The 12,994-nt window shown below is 73.4% G+C and carries 12 protein-coding genes; 3 read left to right on the top strand and 9 right to left on the bottom strand.

From position 1 onward, the window contains the following. Positions 1-86: 86 nt before the first annotated feature. From ACFYL4_RS10245 to ACFYL4_RS10280, 8 genes are all read right to left on the bottom strand, one after another. Positions 87-1,211: an AAA family ATPase gene (locus ACFYL4_RS10245; protein WP_387518029.1), complete on the bottom strand. Its 1,125-nt coding sequence runs from the start codon at positions 1,209-1,211 to the stop codon at positions 87-89. Next, complete coding sequence (locus ACFYL4_RS10250; protein ID WP_387518031.1) at positions 1,195-1,983, bottom strand: RNA ligase family protein; 789 nt, start codon at positions 1,981-1,983, stop codon at positions 1,195-1,197. Before ACFYL4_RS10250 ends, ACFYL4_RS10245 begins: the two co-directional genes overlap by 17 nt. Before the next feature lie 57 nt (positions 1,984-2,040). Then, the gene (locus tag ACFYL4_RS10255; protein WP_387518034.1) at positions 2,041-3,318 is read right to left on the bottom strand and encodes a DUF2786 domain-containing protein; all 1,278 of its coding nucleotides are present in this window, start codon (positions 3,316-3,318) and stop codon (positions 2,041-2,043) included. A 219-nt stretch (positions 3,319-3,537) separates the two neighbouring features. Further along, positions 3,538-4,335 carry an SAM-dependent methyltransferase gene (locus ACFYL4_RS10260; RefSeq protein WP_387518036.1) on the bottom strand — a complete coding sequence of 266 codons (798 nt, stop codon included), beginning with the start codon at positions 4,333-4,335 and terminating at the stop codon, positions 3,538-3,540. A gap of 121 nt (positions 4,336-4,456) precedes the next feature. Beyond that, the gene (locus ACFYL4_RS10265) at positions 4,457-5,647 is read right to left on the bottom strand and encodes an alpha/beta hydrolase family protein (RefSeq protein WP_387518038.1); all 1,191 of its coding nucleotides are present in this window, start codon (positions 5,645-5,647) and stop codon (positions 4,457-4,459) included. A 154-nt stretch (positions 5,648-5,801) separates the two neighbouring features. After that, positions 5,802-6,476 carry a lactate utilization protein C gene (locus ACFYL4_RS10270; protein ID WP_387518041.1) on the bottom strand — a complete coding sequence of 225 codons (675 nt, stop codon included), beginning with the start codon at positions 6,474-6,476 and terminating at the stop codon, positions 5,802-5,804. Next, on the bottom strand, positions 6,473-7,900 hold the full coding sequence (locus ACFYL4_RS10275; RefSeq protein ID WP_387518043.1) for a lactate utilization protein B: 1,428 nt from the start codon (positions 7,898-7,900) through the stop codon (positions 6,473-6,475). Before ACFYL4_RS10275 ends, ACFYL4_RS10270 begins: the two co-directional genes overlap by 4 nt. Continuing rightward, entirely contained in the window at positions 7,897-8,637 is a 741-nt protein-coding gene (locus ACFYL4_RS10280) for a (Fe-S)-binding protein (RefSeq protein ID WP_357766646.1), read from the bottom strand. The genes ACFYL4_RS10275 and ACFYL4_RS10280 overlap by 4 nt, the downstream gene beginning before the upstream one ends. Positions 8,638-8,963: 326 nt before the next feature. Between ACFYL4_RS10280 and ACFYL4_RS10285 the strand changes: the two genes are divergently transcribed. Then, the gene (locus ACFYL4_RS10285; protein WP_387518045.1) at positions 8,964-9,662 is read left to right on the top strand and encodes a FadR/GntR family transcriptional regulator; all 699 of its coding nucleotides are present in this window, start codon (positions 8,964-8,966) and stop codon (positions 9,660-9,662) included. On the opposite strand, the gene ACFYL4_RS10290 is transcribed toward ACFYL4_RS10285, so the two are convergent. After that, the gene (locus ACFYL4_RS10290; RefSeq protein WP_357766641.1) at positions 9,640-9,945 is read right to left on the bottom strand and encodes a hypothetical protein; all 306 of its coding nucleotides are present in this window, start codon (positions 9,943-9,945) and stop codon (positions 9,640-9,642) included. The two genes, ACFYL4_RS10285 and ACFYL4_RS10290, sit on opposite strands and share 23 nt — an antisense overlap. 163 nt (positions 9,946-10,108) lie before the next feature. On the opposite strand from ACFYL4_RS10290, the gene ACFYL4_RS10295 reads away from it, so the two are divergent. Then, complete coding sequence (locus tag ACFYL4_RS10295; protein ID WP_387518047.1) at positions 10,109-11,005, top strand: ion transporter; 897 nt, start codon at positions 10,109-10,111, stop codon at positions 11,003-11,005. 155 nt (positions 11,006-11,160) lie between these two features. Beyond that, complete coding sequence (gene pgi / locus ACFYL4_RS10300; protein ID WP_387518049.1) at positions 11,161-12,855, top strand: glucose-6-phosphate isomerase; 1,695 nt, start codon at positions 11,161-11,163, stop codon at positions 12,853-12,855. The last annotated feature ends 139 nt before the right edge of the window (positions 12,856-12,994 follow it).

Below are 12,994 nucleotides of genomic sequence, written 5' to 3' on the forward strand. Positions count from 1 at the left end.
CGACCCGGGGGCCGCGAACCCCCGGGGACGGTTCCGGTGCGGATCGGCCCCCGCCCTAACACGGCCGGAGGCACCGCGGCCGCGCGCTACCCGGTGACCCGCCGGACCACCCGGTGGGCCTCGGTGGGGTCGGGGCACTCCCAGCGCCGCACCATCCGCTCCACGGCCGCCGCCGGAACCGGAGCTGCCCGGCGTTCCACACGCTCGCGCAGCACCCGAGGCGGCGCCTCCAGGGCCACGATCTCCACGCGCGCCCGATAGTCGGCTGCCAGAGACACCGACCGTCCGCGCAGGTCACGGGAGAGGTGGGTGGCGTTCCAGACGAAGGACCGGCCCGCGCGCAGGTGCTCGCGCGCACGCTCCACCGCGGCCGCCGCCACCGGGCGCTGGTCGGCGGTGGGACGCACCCCCAGTTCGGCCCGCAGCGCGTCCGGGCTCACCACCGGGACGCCCGGGCGGTACTCCGCGATCCAGTGGTCCTTGCCCGCACCGGGCAGGCCGGACATCAGCGTCACGGTCGACCGGGTGTCGTCGTGGGCGGCGTAGTCGGGGTCGCGGTCAGGCCTGCGGAAGAACCAGAACCGGGCGTGGTCGGAGGGGAAGGCGCGCGGCGCGTCCAGGCAGCGCTGCTCGGCGCAGTACTCGGCGTACAGCGAGATGTGGTCCAGGACCTCCGAGGCGTCCCCGCAGCGGCGCCCCAGGATGTCGGCGGTGGCCAGCAGCACGAGGTCGTCGTTGCGGGCCAGCAGGCTCACCCGGAAGGCGATCCGGCGCAGGTCGGGCCGCTCCAGGGCCCAGAAGGGCACCTGGTGGTGGCGGACCAGCGCCGCCACGTGCTCGCGCCACCCGATCGGGGCCCCGGCCTCCCACAGGAGGCGGCGGGCCGTCAGGTCACCGGCCCGCGAGTGCCCGTGCGCGGTCACCCGCCCGTCCGCGCCGCGCCGGGTACAGCGGGGTTTGGCCACGTCGTGCAGGAGCACCGCCGCGAACAGCCGGACCCGCTCCCCGACGGGGCGGGCGCGCCATGCGGGCAGTTGGGCGAGCGCCTCGCAGGCCATGCGGGTGTGCACCTCCACGTCGCCCTCGGCGTGGTGCACCGGGTCCTGTTCCACCCCCGCCAGTTCCCGCACCCACGGGAAGGCCTCGCGCACGCGCGGCCAGTCCAGGTCCCAGTGCGGCGGCGCGGGGCACAGCTCATCGAACGGGCGCATACGCCGCCTCCGGGTCGGCCAGGGCGTTGGCGACCAGCGGCCGGTCCAGCCAGTGGGTGCCGGAGTCCAGCACCGCCGAGGTGAACTCCGCGCGCACCCACTTGAACCGCTCGACCGTGCGGCCGTCCTCCTCGACCTTGACGTACAGGCCCTCCATGAGGTCCGAGCCGTCCGTCTCGGCCAGGGCCCGCTCGGGGTCGGCTCCTCCGGCCCGGGCGGCGGCGGCCAGCGCCGCGCGCCAGCCTGGGGTACGGAAGGTCGAGGCCCCCACCAGCGCCGTGAGTGCGGTGAGGGAGGCCAGCGGTCCCTCGTGCAGCACCGGCACCGACACCACCGGGGTACCGGCCAGGAGCTCCCTCCGGCGTGGCGTGGACAGGAAGGTCCCGTCACTGGTGTCCAGCGCGTCGAACGCGCAGAAGTAGTGCGGCAGCGCGTCGTAGTACACGGTGTGCCGCGCGTACAGCCACTCGCCGTAGAGCACGTACCGGTCGCCCAGGACGGGGCGCAGCACGGGCGCGACCGTCGCCGCCCACGCCTTGAACGGCGCGAACTGCCGTTCGCGCGGCCCGCCGCCCAGATAGTGGCCCCGGCTCTGGAGCCGCAGCCGCCCGTCCGGTCCGAAGCTGATCCCGGCGTTGGCGCCGTCCAGCTTCTCTTCCACGACCAGGTGCCGCCCGGCCAGACGCGCGAACGGCTCGGCCGACAGGTCGTGGTCACCGTGCTGGAGCCGCGAACCGCGGATGTGCCGGGTCCGGGGGTACTTGTGAAGCATGTGATGGTTCTACACAACGGGAGTCCCCGCCGCCAGCGGATTTCCCCGCCGCGCCCGTCAGGTCAGGCGCGCGCGGGTGCCCAGGGACGCGGCGTCGGCGGCGGCCCGGCCCTCGTGCCAGCCCTCGGCGTCGGAGGGCCCGCGGACCCGCGACGACGTCAGCGCGCCGAAGGCCTCCTCCACGGCGGCTTCCACGGCCCTCTCCCGCGCGGCGAACACCGGGACCAGGTCCGTGCCGGTCTCGGCGGTGACGGCCTCCTCGGCGGCACGCGCGGACTCGTTCAACCGTTCGCCCACCCGCACCGCGAACGCGGACATGAACGACGCGCGGAAGTCCTTGCGCGCCCCCCGCCCGGAGCGGTCCCGGCGGGCCCCGCTGACCCGCATTTCGGCGTCCGCCTGCACCAGCAGGGACGTGTACAGCAGGTCGACCGCCTCCACGTCGCCGGGGAACCCCATGACGGTGCTCAACCCCAGCTCGCGGTGCCACACGGCACGGCAGTGATTGGCCTCGGCGACCTCGTTCAGGAGCACGGCCCGGTGCTCGTCGTAGGGCGAGTCGACGGGAAGCCTGCGGGCCGACGCGGCCTCCGGCTCCCCGGGGTCGTGCTCGACCAGCGCCAGGTCGATGCTGTGCCGGGCCATCATCTCCTGGGCCCGTGCGGTCAACGCCTCCGCCTCCTGCGGGAACTCCGTGGACTCGGCCTTCGCGAGCAGCGCCCGCACGCGCTGGAGCCGCCCCCGGTCCACCGGGGCGGACAGGCTCGCCCCCGGACGGTAGGTGCCCGGCGGCGGGCCCAGACGCCGCATCGGCGGTAGGACGCGCAACAGTGCCAGGAGCCGCAGGACCACCTCGACGGCCTCGAACCGCAGCAGTCCGTGTTCGGAACCCAGACGGGTCAGGTGCTGGTCGCCGGAGGACGGCGCGCGGCCCGCCAGGGCACGCACCTGCTCGGTCCAGCGCGGGTCCACCGCGGCCGCCGAGTGGCGTTCGAGGTCGGCGGTGACGGCGTCGGCGCAGACGGAGGCGGCCAGCGGACCGGACTCGCGGGCCACGTGCCGGACCGTCTCCGTGGGCTGCCAGCCCCGCGCCCAGGCGTCGGCGATCGCGAAGAGCAGGGCGTCCAGGAGCGCGCGGCCCGACGCTTCCGCCCAGGCCGGGTCCTCGGCGTCGGCCAGCCGTGCGGCGGCGAGGTCGACGCCGCCGCCGTCCTGATCGCGCACGAGCGCCTCGACGGCGCCGGTCACCACCTCGACGGGGGTGTCGGAGGGGGTGGGGCCCGCCCACTCCGCCCCGGCCCGCGCGTCGCCGCGTCTGCGGCCCTTCCTGCTCACGGTGGTACTCCCCGCTCGAGACACTGTCGGGCCCTGCGGCCGTGCGACCCCCTCCGGGCCGACTGGACATGCTACCGGCCCGCGGTGGCCTGTGGCTTCGTCCGTCGAGTGGGAGCGGACACCCCCGGCCGCCCCGCGGTCCCGTCCGCCCCACGGCTCCCCGGCCGGGGGCGACGCGCCCCGGGGCCGTGCCCCGGGGCCGGAGACCGTGACGCGGGCTCAGGGCTTGCGGGCCACGCCGCCGTAGTGGGCCACCTCGCTGGCCAGGCCGACCTCGGTGGGGCCTGGACGCCAGAACGGGACGGAGACCACCCCGGGCTCCAACAGCTCCAGCCCGTCGAAGAAGCGGGCGATCTCCTCGGGGGTGCGCAGGTGGATGGGGAGCGCGGCGTTCTCGTTCCACACAGCGGCGGAGTCGACGATCTGCTGGCTGGTGTCGGTGCTGTCGCACAGCGCCAGGAAGCTCCCCGAGGGCAGGGCGTCCACGTAGGCGCGGGTCAGCTCGTAGGTGCGCTCGTCGGCGGGGAAGTGCCCGAGCGTACCCATGAGGTTCAGGCCGATCGGCTGACTGAAGTCCAGGTACCGTCGGGCCTGTTCCAACAGGGCCTCCGGCTCGCGCAGGTCGGCGTCGACATAGTGCGTGGCGCCCTCGGGGGTGCTGGTCAGCAGGGCGCGGGCGTGCGTGAGCACCATCGGGTCGTTGTCGACGTAGACGATCCTGGTGTCGGGGGCGACCCTCTGGGCGACCTCGTGGGTGTTGTCGGCGGTGGGCAGCCCCGTCCCGATGTCCAGGAACTGCCGGACCCCCTCCTCCCGGGCCAGATGGGTCACCGTGCGGACGATGAACTGTCGGTCCGCGCGGGTGAGCTCGACGATCTCGGGGAAGGAGCTCGCCACCCGTTCGCCCAGTTCCCGGTCGACCGGGAACTGGTCCTTGCCGCCCAGCCAGTAGTTGAACACGCGCGCGGAGTGCGCCACGGTCGTGTCCAGGGGGGCGGTGCTCGGGGTGTCCGTCATGGGGGCCTTCCGGTGGGGGGCTTCCAGGCTCAGCCGAAGTATCGTGCGCACCGCCTCCGGGCGCAACCGGTGCCCGGGCCCCGGGGGTTCCGGGGCCCGGGAGCCGTTCCCGGAACGGATCTCAGGCGAGATCCGGGTCCACCACGACCAGCTCGGGGTGGACACCTTCGGGGTCGTCCAGCAGCGGCTGCTCGCCGCCGCGCAGGTGGTGGTCGAAGTACGCGGTGGAGTAGGCCCGCACCAGGCCCACCCCGTGCTCCACCGGGAGGTCGCCGAACTGCGCGCGCCACTGCTCCGGGGTGAGCGTGTCCCGCAGCCCGAGCTGCTCCATGAGTACGCCCCGGTCCAGGGCGGTGGAGTGCCCGGAGCCGGTGACGGTGATCCACTGACGCCAGCCCGTCAGGTCCGCCCAGCGCTCCTCCCAGCCCTCCCAGGGCTGTCCCTGGCCGTTGGCGAGCAGGGCCAACGGCCGATCGATCTCCCCGATCAGCTGCGCCGGGTAGTAGGGGCCGTCCAGGTTGAGCCCGGCCGTCACACGCTCCTCGGTGAGCAGCGTCTGCGCGGTAGCGGCCCCGCCCCAGGAGTGGCCCACCATGCCGGTCCGGTCCGTCACGACCAGCTCGGACCAGCGCCAGGCGCGGCCCTCCTCCAGTTCGTCGAGGAGGAAGGAGACGTCGTCGGCGCGGTTGACGGCTCCGTCCTCCCAACGCTGGGTCGCGCAGGCCCCGCACCGCTCGACGAGGCCGTCGGGGAACTCCACAGGCGCCGCCTCGTTGCGGTGGTCGATCCCGGCGACCGCGAATCCCCGGCTGGCCAGCTCCTCGCCGAGGGAGGACATCCAGGTCCGCGAGACCCCGGCGCCGGGGGAGAGCACCACCAGGGGGAGACCGCCGCCGACACGCACCGGAGGCGCGTTCTCCACGGCGTGGGTCCGCACGCGCGCCAACGCGTCGGAGGGCAGGTGGTCGTAGCCGTCCTGGGAGAGGATCGCCTCGGACTCGGCTTCGGTCAGGTAGGGGGCCGGTCGTCCCGCGTCCGTGCGGGCGGGGTACCACAGGGTCACCATGAGTTCCCGGTCGCCTCCCGACCACGGGTCCTCGCGCCCGGTGTCCACCAGGTGCAGGTCGGTGGTTCCCACGGGGGAGGCGCCGGTGGGCGCGGGCAGCGCGGCGAAGAGCCGTTCGGCGGAGGCCGCGGCGGCCGCCGGACCGGCGGTGAGGGCGCATCCCGCGGCCAGGAGCAGGGCCAGGCTCAGCGCCAGCGGCGCGGACCGCCGTCGCGGGGGCGCGGGGGAAACACAGGGGTGGGGCATCGGAGAACCTTCCCGTCGTGGTCGGCGAACCGTCTCCGACAACGGTAGGAACGGGGCGGACCCGGCACGAGGGTGCGCACCGGCAATCCCCGGTGGGGGCGGGCCCGAGCCGTCCGGTGGGGCGGGCACGAACCCGGGCACTCCCACCGGCGCCTCAGCCGCCCGGCTCCACCACGAACACCTCCAGGGTGCGCGGGCCGTGGACGCCCTCCACCCGGTCGAGCTCGATGTCGCTGGTGGCCGAGGGGCCGCTGATCCACGTGAGCGGCCGCCCCGGGTCCAGGAGCCGTACGGCCTGCGGGACCCCGTCCACCACCTGGTCGACGCGCACCACGCACAGGTGGTAGTCGGGGACCAGTGTGAGGGCCCGGCGCCCCTGGTCCGGCCCTCCGTCGAGCACGATGGTGCCGGTCTCGGCGACCGCGACCGCGCACCCGGTCACCACTCCGTCGCAGGAGTCCAGGTCGGCCACGGACAGCGGCTCCTCGGGGGAGTCGGTGAGCCGCCGCGCACCGGTCCGCGCGAACCACTCCGGCGCGACCCCCGGGGCGGCCGCCACCCGGGTGGCGGCACGGCGCTCCAGGGCGGCCGCGATCCGCTCTGGCAACGCGTCCTCGGGCACCCGCTCCACCAGGGCCCGGTAGTCGAGCAGGCGGTCCACCAACACGTCCACGGTGTCGCCCTCGGCGTGGCACTCCGCGTACCCCCCGCCCGGGGGAGGTTCCACGGGCTCGTCGGCGGGTACGTCCGCCAGCGCCGCCCGTACTCGGGCCAGCACCCTCGCACGGGAGTCCCCGCCGCCCCGCGCCCCCGCCTCCGTACCGCTCATCGCCGTTCCCCTCCGCGCCGCTTCCACCACTGCCGGAACGACTCCTCGGGCACGTCCGGAACGTCCCGGGTGTCGGTCCACCCGCTCGCCGCCCCCGGCAGGTGCCGGGGCAGGGCGCCGCCGACCAGACCCGCCGCCCGCTGCACGGCGTCAAGGGCCCCGGACGAACCGAACACCGCCTCCGCCCCGGCCATCACGGCCCTCTCACCGAGGTGCCCCGGGCCCTCGGCGACCCGCTCGCGCAGGCGCACCAGCACCTCCGGGATGTCGATGGCCACCGGGCACACGTCGTAGCAGGCGCCGCACAGCGACGACGCGTACGGGAGCGCCCGGTCCACCTCCGACGACGTCCCCCGCAGCTGGGGAGTGAGGATCGCGCCGATCGGCCCCGGGTAGACCGACCCGTACGCGTGGCCGCCGGTCCGCTCGTACACGGGACAGATGTTCAGGCAGGCCGAGCACCGGATGCAGCGCAGTGCCTGGCGGCCCACGGTGTCGGCGAGCACGTCGGTGCGCCCGTTGTCCAACAGGACCAGGTGGAACTCTCGCGGGCCGTCACCCGGGGTCACCCCCGTCCAGGTCGAGGTGTAGGGGTTCATCCGCTCCCCGGTGGAGGAGCGGGGCAGCAGTTGCAGGAACACCTCCAGGTCCGACCAGGTGGGCACGACCTTCTCGATCCCCACCACGGAGATCAGCGTCTCCGGCAGGGTCAGGCACATGCGGCCGTTCCCCTCGGACTCCAGGACGACCAGCGTTCCGGAGTCGGCCACGGCGAAGTTGGCGCCCGACACCGCCACCTTGGCGCGCAGGAACAGTTCGCGCAGGTGGACGCGGGCGGACTCGGCCAGGGCGCGCGGGTCGTCGGTCAGTCCGGGCGGGGCGGGCACCCCCCACTCGGCCATCCGTTCCAGGAAGATCTCCCGGATCTGGGAGCGGGCCAGGTGGATGGCGGGGACCAGGATGTGCGAGGGCAGGTCGTCGCCGAGCTGCACGATCAGCTCGGCCAGGTCGGTCTCGTAGGCGGTGATCCCCGCCGCCTCCAGAGCGGAGTTGAGCTCGATCTCCTGGGTGGCCATGGACTTGACCTTGACCACCTCGGTCTCGCCGGTCTCGCGCACCAGGCGGGTGACGATCGCGTTGGCCTCCGCCGCGTCGGCCGCCCAGTGGACGGTGCCGCCCGCCCGGCGCACCGAATCCTCCAGCCGTTCCAGGTGGTGGTCCAGGTGGCGGAGGGTGTGGGTCTTGATCCGTTCGCCCTCCGCTCTCAGGCGGAGCCAGTCCTCGCCCAGCTCACCGACGACGGCGTCGCGCTTGCCCCGGATGGTGTGGGTGGCCTCGCGCAGGTTGTGGCGTGTGCGGGAGTCGCCGACCGCTGATCGGGCGGCCTCGGGGAAGGGCGGTAGACCCAGGAACGTGGCGCTCATGTGTGCGCGTACTCCTTCTCGGTGCTGGCCAGGATCTCGGCGATGTGGGCGATCCGGACGCCGGAGCGCTGGCGGGACAGGGTGCCGCCGATGTGCGCCAGGCACGAGTTGTCCACCGCGCACAGGACCTCGGCCCCGGTCCCGGCCACGTGGCGCGCCTTGTCGAACCCCATCGCGGCGGAGACGTCGGCGTTCTTCACCGAGAACGTGCCTCCGAACCCGCAGCACTCGGTCGCCCCGGGGAGTTCGAGCAGTTCCAGGCCGCGCACGGCGCGCAGCAGCCGGTAGGGGCGGTCACCCAGGCCGAGGAAGCGCAGTCCGTGGCAGGTGGGGTGGTAGACGACCCGGTGCGGGTAGTAGGCGCCCACGTCGGTGACCTCCAGGACGTCCACGAGGAACTCGGTGAGGTCGTACACTCGCGGCCCCAGGTCGGCCATCCTGCGGGAGAGGCGGCTGCCCTCCCGGCCCAGCCGGGGATAGTGGTCGCGGACCATCGAGGCGCAGGAGGCCGAGGGGACCACCACCGCGTCGGCGCCGTCGAAGGTCCGGGCGAAGCGCACCGCGAGGCGGGCGGCGGAGCGCCGGTAGCCCGTGTTGTAGTGCATCTGACCGCAACAGGTCTGCCCCGTGGGAAAGACCACCTCGTGGCCCAGCCGCTCCAGGAGCCGCACGACCGCGCGTCCCGTGTCGGGGAAGAGCGTGTCGTTGACGCAGGTGACGAACAGGGCGATCCGCATGGTCCTCCTTCGCGCCCCGGACCGGGCGGAGCGTCCGGACCTCGCAACCAGGGCGAGTGGTCCGACCACTTTCGCACAGGGGTGCGCGGACGATCAAGCACCCCGCGCGGGTGCGGGAGGTCCGGTCTCCAGGTCCATGCCGTCGACGCGTGGGCGGATCAAGGTAGGGATAGCTCCTCAGCCCGGAGGTGTGGACCGGGTCGCGGCCCCGTCCTCCCGTTGACCGCTCAGCCGCACAGTGGTCCGACCAATCGGAGTGTCTTGGGGCGCCACCACCATCGCCGAGGGTAGAATCGCCGTGTTCGCGGCGGAGACGGGGGAGTGGCGTGGTCGAGGGTGTGCGGACCCCGGTGGCCCAGCGGGCCGTCGAGCGGATCAAGGAGATGATCGCCGATGGCGAGGTCGGACCCGGGCAACGGCTCCCCACCGAGAGGGAGCTCTCCGCCCGACTGGGCGTCTCCCGGGGGTCGGTGCGCGAGGCGATCCGCTCCCTCACCACCCTGGGCGTGTTGTCGGTCCGGCACGGGGCGGGCGTCTACGTCACCGCCCTGCGCCCGGCCGACCTGCTGGAGGCCTTCTCCGTGCTGGCCGAGGTCTCCCGCGACGAGACCCTGCTGGAGGTCCTCCAGGTCCGCCGCATGATCGAGCCGGCCGCCACCGCCCTGGCCGCCGCGCGCGCCACCCCCGAGGAACTCGACCGGATCGGCGGGCTCCTCGACCGGATGGAGGAGGGCGGGCGGACCACCGCCGACCACGGCGCGGACGACCTCGGTTTCCACCGGGCCGTCGTGGCCTGCGCCGGAAACGCCACGCTCTCCGCCGTCCACGCCGGACTGTCCTCACGCACCTTCAACGAACGCGTCTGGGCCGGGCTGGCGGACGAGGGGCTGACCGACACGCTCTTCCAGGACCACCGGCGCGTCCACGAGGCGCTCCTGGCCCGCGACCCCGAGGCGGCCGGTGCGGCGGCCGTCGCGCACGTGCTGCGGGTGGAGCGCTGGCTCAGCCTTCGAGGCGGCGGTTGACCCGGTCGGCGTACCCCTCGGCCCGGAGCACCCGCGACAGGTTCTCCCGCCCGGCGGGGGAGGCCGCGTCGGGCTCTTCCTCCCCGTCCGGAACCTCCTGGCCGAGTTCGGCGTCTATACCGAGTACCTCGTGATCCTCGATTTCCGCTATCCGGTAGTCCTCGGGGTGGTCCTCCAGGTACTCCGCCACGGCGGAGTCCTGGTCCGGGGCGCCCACGTCCATCGCGGCGTCGACGTCGTCGATGTCCGTGGCGTCCCTGTCGAAATCGGCGGATTCCGTCACCGGCGGCCCCCTCGCCTCGGTTTCCCTGTCTTCGATCATGCCTGGTCGCGGCGGGAGACGCCAGTAGGGGACGTATCGGCGGCGACGAGGACGAAACGGGTCACCGCCGCCGGCGGTAGGCTTTTGCGCCGTTGCCGAAGAAAGAGACGGAGCCCTCCTCCCAGTGACCACGCGTGAACGGGTCCGCGCCCTCGTCGAGGCCCCCTGGTTCCAGGCCGGCGTCATCACCCTCATCCTGATCAACGCCGTGGTCCTCGGCTTCGAGACGTCGAAGCGGATGATGGACCACCACGGCGACCTCCTCAAGGCCGTCGACCGGGTGATCCTGACGCTGTTCGTCGTCGAGATGGGCCTGAGGATGTTCGCCCACCGCAGGGAGTTCTTCCGGGACCCCTGGAGCTGGTTCGACATCGTGATCATCGGCGTCGCCCTGCTCCCGGCCTCGGGGCCGTTCGCGGTCCTGCGCGTCCTGCGGGTCCTGCGGGTCCTGCGCCTGCTGTCGGTGATCCCGTCTCTGCGCCACGTGGTGGCGGGGCTGTTCCGCGCGATGCCCGGCATGGCGTCGATCATGGTCCTGGTGGTGTTGTTGCTGTACGTCTCGGCGGTGATGGCCACCCGGCTCTTCTCCACGGACGCCCCGCAGTACTTCGGCGACCTGGGGACCTCGCTGTTCACCCTCTTCCAGATCTTCACCGCGGACGGCTGGAGCAACATCGCGGCGGAGGTGATGAAGAACCAGCCCTACGCCTGGGTGTTCTTCGTGGTGTTCGTCCTCGTGTCCACGCTGATCGCGCTCAACCTGTTCATCGCGGTGGCCGTGGAGGCGCTGGACAAGGCCGGGCACGAGGAGCAGTACGGCAACCCCGGCCAGGGCGGCGCGCCGGGGGCCGAGGGCGCGGGTCCCGACGGCGGGTCGGGCGGCTCCCCCGACAGCGGGGCGGGCCGTGGCCCGGACGACGCGCACGGGGAGATCCTCGCCGAGTTGAGGGCGCTGCGCGCGGAGGTGGCCTCGCTGAGGGACGAGCGCGAACTGCTCCGGAGCGAGCGCGGGCGCATCTAGGGACGGGGCGGGCCCGTTGTCGCTCTGACGTGCGCGGAAAGGCCGGTGGTTGACGGCTTTCGTGGGAGGGTAGGGGGACAGCCGCACGCGGCGTCGACGGTGTCCGGCCCCACCGGACGGACCCGAGCCGATCCTGGACGACGAGGAGCCACCCGATGTCTGCGAGTACACCCCTTCCTCGGGCCGAGGACGTCGGGAACCGGTCGGGTGCGGCCGTCCCCCTCGACCGTCGGGCGCAGTGGCGCGCCCTCGCCGAGCACCGCGAGGCGTGGGGCGGGAGCCACCTGCGGGACCTGTTCGCCGCCGACCCCTCACGCGCCGACCGGTTCTCGATCGACGTCGGCGACCTGCGAGCGGACCTGTCCAAGAACCTCGTCACCGACCGGACCCTGCGCCTGCTCACCGACCTGGCCGAGGCCACCGGGGTCGCCTCGCTGCGCGACGCCATGCTGCGCGGGGACCACGTCAACCTCACCGAGGACCGCGCCGTCCTGCACACCGCCCTGCGGGCCCCGCGCGGTGCGGTGATCCGCGAGGACGGACACGACGTGGTGCCCGGGGTGCACGAGGTCCTGGACCGGATGGCCGTCTTCGCCGAGCGCGTGCGCGCCCGCGGGTGGCTGGGCCACACCGGCAGGGCGGTGACCCGGGTGGTCAACATCGGCATCGGCGGCTCCGACCTGGGCCCGGCCATGGCCTACGAGGCGCTGCGCCCCTACACCGACCGGGGTCTGGAGTTCCGGTTCGTCTCCAACGTCGACGGCACCGACCTGCACGAGGCGCTGATCGACGCCGACCCCGAGCGGACCCTGTTCGTGGTCGCCTCCAAGACCTTCACGACCCTGGAGACGGTCACCAACGCCACGGCCGCCCGTGACTGGCTCCTGGCCGGTCTGGGGGCGGACCAGGAGGCGATCGCCCGGCACTTCGTGGCGGTCTCCACCAACGAGGAGGAGGTCGCGCGCTTCGGGATCGACACCGCCAACATGTTCGGGTTCTGGGACTGGGTGGGCGGACGCTACTCCTACGACTCCGCCATCGGCCTGTCCCTGATGGTCGCCCTCGGCCCGGAGCGGTTCCGCGAGATGCTCGCGGGCTTCCACCTCATGGACACGCACTTCGCCACCGCCCCCGCCGAGCGCAACCTGCCGTTCCTGCTCGGCCTGCTCGGGGTCTGGTACGGCGGCTTCTTCGACGCCCAGGCCCACGCGGTGCTGCCCTACAGCCACCAGATGTCGCGGTTCACCGCCTACCTCCAGCAGTTGGACATGGAGTCCAACGGCAAGTCGGTGCAGCGCGACGGACGTCCCGTGGCCTGGCAGACCGGCCCCGTGGTGTGGGGCACCCCGGGCACCAACGGCCAGCACGCCTACTTCCAGCTGCTGCACCAGGGCACCCGGTTCGTCCCGGCCGACCTGATCGGTTTCGCGCGCCCGGCGCCTGACCTGCCCGAGGGGCTGGTTCCCCAGCACGACCTGCTCATGGCGAACCTGTTCGCGCAGGGGCAGGCGCTGGCCTTCGGCCGCACCGCCGATGAGGTCGCCGCCGAGGGCGTGCCAGCGGACCTGATCCCGCACCGGACGTTCCCCGGCAACCGGCCCACCACCACCATCCTGGCCGACCGGCTGGACCCGTCGGTGCTCGGCCAACTGGTCGCGCTCTACGAGCACAAGGTGTTCGTCCAGGGAGCCGTGTGGAACATCAACTCCTTCGACCAGTGGGGGGTACAACTGGGCAAGGTCCTGGCCACGCGGCTGCGCCCCGCCCTGACCGAGGGGGCCGAGGTGCCGGGCCTGGACGCCTCCACCGCAGCCCTGGTCCGGCGCTACCGGGACCTGCGCGGGCGCTGAGCGACAAGAGGGCCGTTCTCCTCTCGGACGTTTTCCGGTGGAAACGGCTCGGACGGCCCCCTGGTGACCGCATTCGGTCTGATCAGTGCGGTCGGGGAATTCCCCGGTTATGGTTTTCCTGGGTTCGGCGAATGGAGGA

Origin of the sequence: Nocardiopsis sp. NPDC006938, assembly GCF_042869555.1 — a bacterium.
Lineage (GTDB): Bacteria > Actinomycetota > Actinomycetes > Streptosporangiales > Streptosporangiaceae > Nocardiopsis.

Coding starts and splice junctions, on each gene's coding strand:
- ACFYL4_RS10245 (WP_387518029.1), bottom strand. CDS start 1,211: ATGCGCCCGTTCGATGAGCTGTGCCCCGCGCCGCCGCACTGGGACCTG.
- ACFYL4_RS10250 (WP_387518031.1), bottom strand. CDS start 1,983: ATGCTTCACAAGTACCCCCGGACCCGGCACATCCGCGGTTCGCGGCTC.
- ACFYL4_RS10260 (WP_387518036.1), bottom strand. CDS start 4,335: ATGACGGACACCCCGAGCACCGCCCCCCTGGACACGACCGTGGCGCAC.
- ACFYL4_RS10265 (WP_387518038.1), bottom strand. CDS start 5,647: ATGCCCCACCCCTGTGTTTCCCCCGCGCCCCCGCGACGGCGGTCCGCG.
- ACFYL4_RS10270 (WP_387518041.1), bottom strand. CDS start 6,476: ATGAGCGGTACGGAGGCGGGGGCGCGGGGCGGCGGGGACTCCCGTGCG.
- ACFYL4_RS10275 (WP_387518043.1), bottom strand. CDS start 7,900: ATGAGCGCCACGTTCCTGGGTCTACCGCCCTTCCCCGAGGCCGCCCGA.
- ACFYL4_RS10280 (WP_357766646.1), bottom strand. CDS start 8,637: ATGCGGATCGCCCTGTTCGTCACCTGCGTCAACGACACGCTCTTCCCC.
- pgi (WP_387518049.1), top strand. CDS start 11,161: ATGTCTGCGAGTACACCCCTTCCTCGGGCCGAGGACGTCGGGAACCGG.